Source organism: Cryobacterium sp. 10I1 (genome assembly GCF_035019805.1).
Classification (GTDB): domain Bacteria; phylum Actinomycetota; class Actinomycetes; order Actinomycetales; family Microbacteriaceae; genus Cryobacterium; species Cryobacterium glucosi.
The window spans coordinates 1-5,969 of record NZ_JASJVF010000205.1; the positions used below are offsets into that span (position 1 = coordinate 1).

General features: G+C 65.7%; 6 protein-coding genes and 2 pseudogenes. 5 read left to right on the forward strand and 3 right to left on the reverse strand.

The features are described 5' to 3' along the window. Nucleotides 1-76 precede the first annotated feature (76 nt). The 3 genes from QN345_RS14615 to QN345_RS14625 all read right to left on the reverse strand — a co-directional run bounded on the left by QN345_RS14615 (nt 77) and on the right by QN345_RS14625 (nt 2,173). Entirely contained in the window at nt 77-649 is a 573-nt protein-coding gene (locus tag QN345_RS14615; protein ID WP_322136629.1) for a TetR/AcrR family transcriptional regulator, read from the reverse strand. 3 nt (nt 650-652) lie between these two features. Then, on the reverse strand, nt 653-1,111 hold the full coding sequence (locus tag QN345_RS14620; protein WP_322136630.1) for a hypothetical protein: 459 nt from the start codon (nt 1,109-1,111) through the stop codon (nt 653-655). A gap of 102 nt (nt 1,112-1,213) precedes the next feature. Continuing rightward, on the reverse strand, nt 1,214-2,173 hold the full coding sequence (locus QN345_RS14625; RefSeq protein WP_322189255.1) for a GlxA family transcriptional regulator: 960 nt from the start codon (nt 2,171-2,173) through the stop codon (nt 1,214-1,216). Between the two features lie 145 nt (nt 2,174-2,318). Between QN345_RS14625 and QN345_RS14630 the strand changes: the two genes are divergently transcribed. From QN345_RS14630 to QN345_RS14650, 5 genes and pseudogenes are all read left to right on the forward strand, one after another. Next, the gene (locus tag QN345_RS14630; protein WP_322136632.1) at nt 2,319-3,263 is read left to right on the forward strand and encodes an alpha/beta hydrolase; all 945 of its coding nucleotides are present in this window, start codon (nt 2,319-2,321) and stop codon (nt 3,261-3,263) included. 180 nt (nt 3,264-3,443) lie between these two features. Continuing rightward, complete coding sequence (locus QN345_RS14635; protein WP_322136633.1) at nt 3,444-4,574, forward strand: DJ-1/PfpI family protein; 1,131 nt, start codon at nt 3,444-3,446, stop codon at nt 4,572-4,574. 21 nt (nt 4,575-4,595) lie between these two features. Then, complete coding sequence (locus QN345_RS14640; RefSeq protein ID WP_322136634.1) at nt 4,596-5,198, forward strand: hypothetical protein; 603 nt, start codon at nt 4,596-4,598, stop codon at nt 5,196-5,198. A 28-nt stretch (nt 5,199-5,226) separates the two neighbouring features. Continuing rightward, nucleotides 5,227-5,436 (forward strand): annotated as a pseudogene (locus QN345_RS14645) (M1 family aminopeptidase); the annotation flags it as partial. 63 nt (nt 5,437-5,499) lie between these two features. After that, nucleotides 5,500-5,969: pseudogene (locus QN345_RS14650) on the forward strand (IS4 family transposase); the annotation flags it as partial.

Below are 5,969 nucleotides of genomic sequence, written 5' to 3' on the forward strand. Positions count from 1 at the left end.
GTTGCGGCCCGCGCTATCCGATCGCTGTGTCCCGGCGCAGCCCACCAGACCGGAGCAAGCGCTCTTGCCATTCCGATCAGGCCGGGCGCACCGCTCGGAGCGTCGCGAGGATCGCTTCCGGGCTGAAGATCTCCGGGTTGCGGATCGCCTGGATCGAGGCACCCTGGACCAGAGCGACCACCGTCTCCGCGAGTTCGTCACCCTGGACGCGGGTCCCGGTGGCGACCTCACGACAGACCGGCAAGAACGCCGCGAGGTAGCGCCCGAAGCTCGATTCGATGCGGGCGCGGAACAGGTCGTCACGTCGGGAGAAGTAGAACGCGAAGATCAGTTCGACCGCATCGTGGTACTCGACCAGGCGCTCCAGCTCGACCCGGATCATCCGCTCGAGGCGGTCCCACGGTTCCAGCCGGGCCAGGCCGGAGTCGGACAGGGCGTCGAGCGTGCCGTCGAGCAGTACGCCGAGCAGCGCCTCCAGCAGACCGTCTTTCGACTGGAAGTGGAAGAACACGAGGCCCGTGGAGATGCCGGCCGCGGTGGCCACCCGGCGCGCGGTGACGGCATCGAGACCCTCGCCGAGGGCGATCTCGTACGCCGCGGCGAGGATCGCGTCGCAGCGCTCCTGTTCGGGCTTCTTGGGGCCGCCCATCGATCAGCCGTCTCCCTCGGTACGCCGGGCGGCGCGATACCGGCGCCACGCCAGCCAGGCGCCAGAGGACCAGAGCGCCCACAGCATCAGCACGGGCTGGAACAGCAGCCGCACGCTGCGCTCGAGGTCGGTGTTCAGCCCGAAGGAATCGGTATGCGTCGCCAGCTGCGAGATATTGCCGGGGAAGATGGCAACGAAGAAGACCGCCACGATCCAGCCGACCTGCACCCGGTACCTGCCCAGGGCGAGTAGGGAAGCGCCGAGGACGATCTCGACGACGCCTGAGGCCAGGACGACGAAGTCCCCCGCCATCGGCACCCAGGTGGGCACCTGGGCGAGGAACGCCTCCCGGTTCACGGTGAGATGACTGATGCCGGCGAGAAGGAGGAAGGCTCCCAGCGTCATCCTGAAGACGGTGCGAAGCACGGTCGCGCGCGTCTTCTGAGGTGCGAGGAGGTTCATGCTGCGGCTTTCGTGGGGGCGTGCGAGGGAGAAGCGATGCTCCGACTCTACATTGATCACTCGGTCAATGATCACTCGGTCAATCGCGGAGACTTGGCACGGTCAGTCGGACCCGAAGTGATCTCGATGGTTGGTCGGGGTGGTGTTGAGGCGGCGCCGGAACGCTCGATTCATGGTTTCAGGGGTGCCGAATCCGCATGCTCGCGCGATCTCCTCCACTGTCAGCATCGTCGTCTCGAGAAGACTGCACGCTGCCTCCATCCGCACCGCCTCCACATGCTCGGCCGGCGTGATGCCTACCTCGGACTTGAATACCCGACTGAACTGGCGCTCCGAGAGGTGGGCGCGAGTGGCCATACCAGAGATGGAGAGATCGGCGGTCAGGTTGTCAGGGAGCCAGGCCAACACGTCACGGATGGGCTCGTCGTTCGCGGACTGTGCGGCCAGCAGCGCTGAGAACTGCGCCTGGCCGCCCGAACGGCGGAGGTACACGACAAGGCGCCGCGCTACGGTCGCAGCGGCCTTGCGGCCATGGTCATCGGCAACCAACGCCAAGGCCAAGTCGATTCCGGCCGTGACGCCGGCCGAGGTCCAGACGTTGCCGTCCTGCACATAGATGGCATCGGGGTCGACCATGACCTCCGGGTAGGCCCGCCCAAGCACCTCGCACTCGGCCCAGTGGGTGGTCGCGCGGCGACCGTCCAGAAGGCCCGCGGCAGCGAGTAGAAACGCGCCTGAGCACACGGATGCGACCCGCCGCGACACCAACGCCAGCCGCCGAATGCTGTCGACCAGCCTCGGATCGCCCGCAGCTTCCTCCATATCCCGGCCCCCGGCGACCACGAGAGTGTCGATGTTTCCGACCACTGCATCGATCGGTCCCGTCGCGAACTCGAGGCCGCTCGTCGATAGCACCGGCCCGCCATCGGTGCTCACGAGTTCCGTGGCGTACCGAGCGATCGGCAGGAATCGTGAGGCGGTGGAAAACACCTCAAGGGGCCCGGTCACGTCGAGGATCTGCACGGACGGGAACCCGACGATCACGATGCGTAGTTCGCTCACTGTCTTCCTCCGTGGCCGAGATCGTCAACAGCGTGTCCTAGGTGGGCCGACAACCGAACCCTACCGTGAAGTCATACCCGCAAACACGCACGTCGGCGCGGCGAATCCGCGACCCCCTTACCTCCCGAATCCGATGGAGCCTGATATGAACTTCCCCAGAATCGCACGCGCCGCCGGCATCGGCCTCGCTGTTGTCCTGGCTCTCACGGCCGTCTCGACGACCGTCAATGTGGCACTGAACACCTCGGAACACGCCGACCTCGTGCCGTATGGGAAGAAGGTCGCCATCGACGCCGGCGACATCAATGTCTACCGCAACGGCGGGACCGGGCCGACGATGGTGCTCCTGAGCGGGTATGGGACGCCGGCACCGGCAATCGACTTCGCCCCGCTCATCCGCCAGCTGAACGCGTTCAACGTCATCGTGGTCGAGGGCTTCGGCTACGGCTACAGTGACCTGAACGTCAGTGATCGCACCATCGAGAACATCACCCGCGAGCTGCACGAGGTCCTGGCCAAGCTTCGGGTGGACGAGCCGGTGATCCTGGTCGGCCATTCAATCGGCGGCATCTACGCCCGCTACTACGCGAACGCCTACCCGGACGAGGTGATGGCGATCGTTGGCGTCGACCCTACCGCCGCCCTGTCGTCGTCTCTTGATGAGGGCGCACCCTCGACCGTCGAGAGCATGCAGGCCGCGACCGGGCTCTTCCGCGTGGTCACGACGATCGCACCCGACCTGGTTCAGCCTCCAGGGTCTGCCTATACGGCGGAGGAGCGGCACCGCATCGCCGTGATGACCAACTGGAACTACGTCAACGCGTCGGTCTCCGACGAATGGAGCCGCATCGGCGCCAACTCGACCAAAACCGCGATGCAGCCGTTCGCCTCGGACCTGCCGGTGCTCGAGATCCTCTCGAGCGACAGCGTTCGGACGATGCCCCAATGGTTGCCGAACCACGAGGCCGAACTCGAGAACGTCACGACGCACGAACTCAACGTGCTCGAAGGAAGCCACTACTTGCATTGGACGCAGTCCCCGGCGTTCGCTCGGATAATCTCCGACTTCCTTTCCCGTCTCACCCGCTAACCCCCCGCTCACCAGGAGATCGTCGTGTCAAAAATCGCCCGCCGAGTCGGCAGCATCACACTCGCCACTACCCTCACTATTACCGCCTTCGCCGCCATAGCGGTCACCGGGTTGTCCCAATCGAGCGCTGAGACTGCCTCCGCGGCGAGCATCGGGGCGCCACCCCCTCAGCCTGGCGCCGTGCCGCTCCACGGGCAGTTCGTCGTTGCGGTCATTCTCGGCCGGTCCGGATCCGACACCGCCGACGTTCTCGCGCCATATGACGTTCTGGCCAGTTCACCCGACTTCTTCGTCTACACGATTGCCGCCTCCGCCGCCCCGGCGGTCGTCGACGGTGGCATGTGGGTCGTGCCGACCCACACTTTTGGTGAGGTGGCGGCTGGTGCTGCACCCACGCCTGACCTGGTCGTGGTGCCGGCCGTGAACAGTCCGTCGGGGCCCGAGGAGGCCGCGGCGCGCGAGTTCATCGTCAACCAGTACAACGCGGGCGCTCGCATCCTCGGCATTTGTGCGGGCTCCCGGCTGCTCGCCGCCTCCGGAGTTCTCGATGGGCTTCGCGCGACGTCCCATTGGTCCCGAATCGCCGCGCTCAGAACTTCGAACCCCGAGGTTTCCTGGGTCACCGGACAGCGCTACGTCCAAGACGGCCGAGTAACGACTACCGGTGGCGTGACCTCCAGCATCCCGGGCTCACTCAAAGTCATCGCCGACATGGCCGGTGATGCGGAAGCCAACCGGGTCGGCGAATCCGTCGGCTACCCAGGCTGGAAACTAGATGGTCCGACGGCGATGCCCGTCAAAGTCTTTGGGTTCGAAGACGCTGCCATTCTCATGAACACGGCTTTCCCTTGGGGGCGACCGAGGGTTGCCGTCGAGCTGAAAGATGGCGTCGAGGAGATCGATGCCGCTGCAATCTTCGAGGTCTATGGATACTCGCAAGGTGCCACCACCTCCGCCCTGTCGGCGAAAGGGTTCGTAACGACCAAGCACGGCCTCGTTGTGAAGACCTCGATTCTCGATGGCGCGACGACCACGGTGGTTGCCGGCGAACTCGGTGCACCAGGAAGCCCGCAGGGCTTCGACGCCGCCTTCGAACAACTGTCGAGGAGCAGCAGTTCGTCGGTCGTCCAGTCCGTGTCCAAGATGATCGAGTACCCCCTCGATCGGGTCAGACAGGAGAGGGCACCGCTGATCGCGCAAGCACGTACTTCGCTTCTCCTGGTTCTCGGCCTCCTGCTTGCGGTCGGCGTCGGAATGCTGCCCACCATCATCCTCGGCTTCGTCCGACGCCGCATGAGGGCTCGCGCCTGATAGTGCAACGGCGGCTACGACGTGCTGCACTACGACCTCGCCCTTCGTCACGCGCCACCGAGGGACCCCGCGGTACTGGTAGGACGCCTCAGCGGCGTCGCGACCATCACACTCCGCGCGAAGCAGAACCTGCCGTCGCTCAACTTCGATTTGCGCGGTCTCGACGTCACGTCGGTCCGGGTGGACGGCAAGGCGGCGGCGCACGGGCTCACCGTCGGTCTGCTGCCGAAGCTCACGGAGGGACAGTCCACAACGATCATCGTCGAGTACGGGGGAAGCACCGGGCGGCCGCTCGACACGACCGGCGCCCTCTATGGATGGGTCACGACTGCGGATGGCGCGATCGTGGTCAACGAACCCGATGGCGCCTCGACCTGGTATCCCGTGAACGACGACCCGCACGATAAGGCCACGTATTCGTTCCACATCACGGTGCCGGCTGGAAAGGCGGCCGTTGCGAACGGTCTGGCGGCCGGCCCGCCACGGACCAAAGCCGGGTGGACCACCTGGTCATCGCAGGCGACGGACCCGATGTCCAGTTACCTGTCGACGGCGACGGTCGGTGACTTCACCCTGGCCACCCATACGGGCCCGCGCGGTCTCCCGATAGTCAGTGGTCCCTGAACTCGGGCACCAATGGTTCGGCGATTCGGTGACGCCATCTGACTGGAAGGACATCTGGCTGAACGAAGGCTGGGCCACCTACGTCGAATGGCTGCGGGCCGAGCATCAAGGCACTGCGACGATGCCTGCGCAGTTTGCCGACGCGGTGTCATACCTGGACGCGAACAACGGCTGGACGCTCAACATCGCAGACCCAGGTCGCGATGATCTCTTCGCGGCTCCGGTCTACCTGCGGGGAGCGGCCGACCTGCACGCGTTGCGCGCGAAGGTCGGCGACAAGGCGTTCTTCGCGGGCGCCGCTTATATGCCGCCGTCGAAGTCGGCTATTTTCCAGGCGCGTCGACGGCTCGGATTTGAATCGGTGCGGGATCTGTTTGCCCGAGTCGCGCGGCCCCTGGCCGGGCCGGACACGCCGGGTTCGTGGTTGGCTGGGCGGCGTTTGATGTCCATCGACGGAACGATTCTGGATCTGGCCGACAGCGTGGTGAATGCAGAGTTCTTTGGCCGGCCGCCAGTCAGCCGTGGCGAGCAATCTGCCTTCCCACAGGCGCGCCTGGTGGCGTTGGCCGAGTGCGGGACGCATACGATTCTGGATGCGGCGATAGGCCCATGCAGGACGTCGGAAATTGAACTCTCACGGGAGCTCGCCGGGCGCTTCGGGCCGGGCATGCTGGTCCTGGCCGACCGTGGCTTCCCGGGGCGGCAGTCGACAGCACCGTTGACCGTGCGGGTCGTGGACTACACGATCGACGACGGCCGCGACAATCCCGA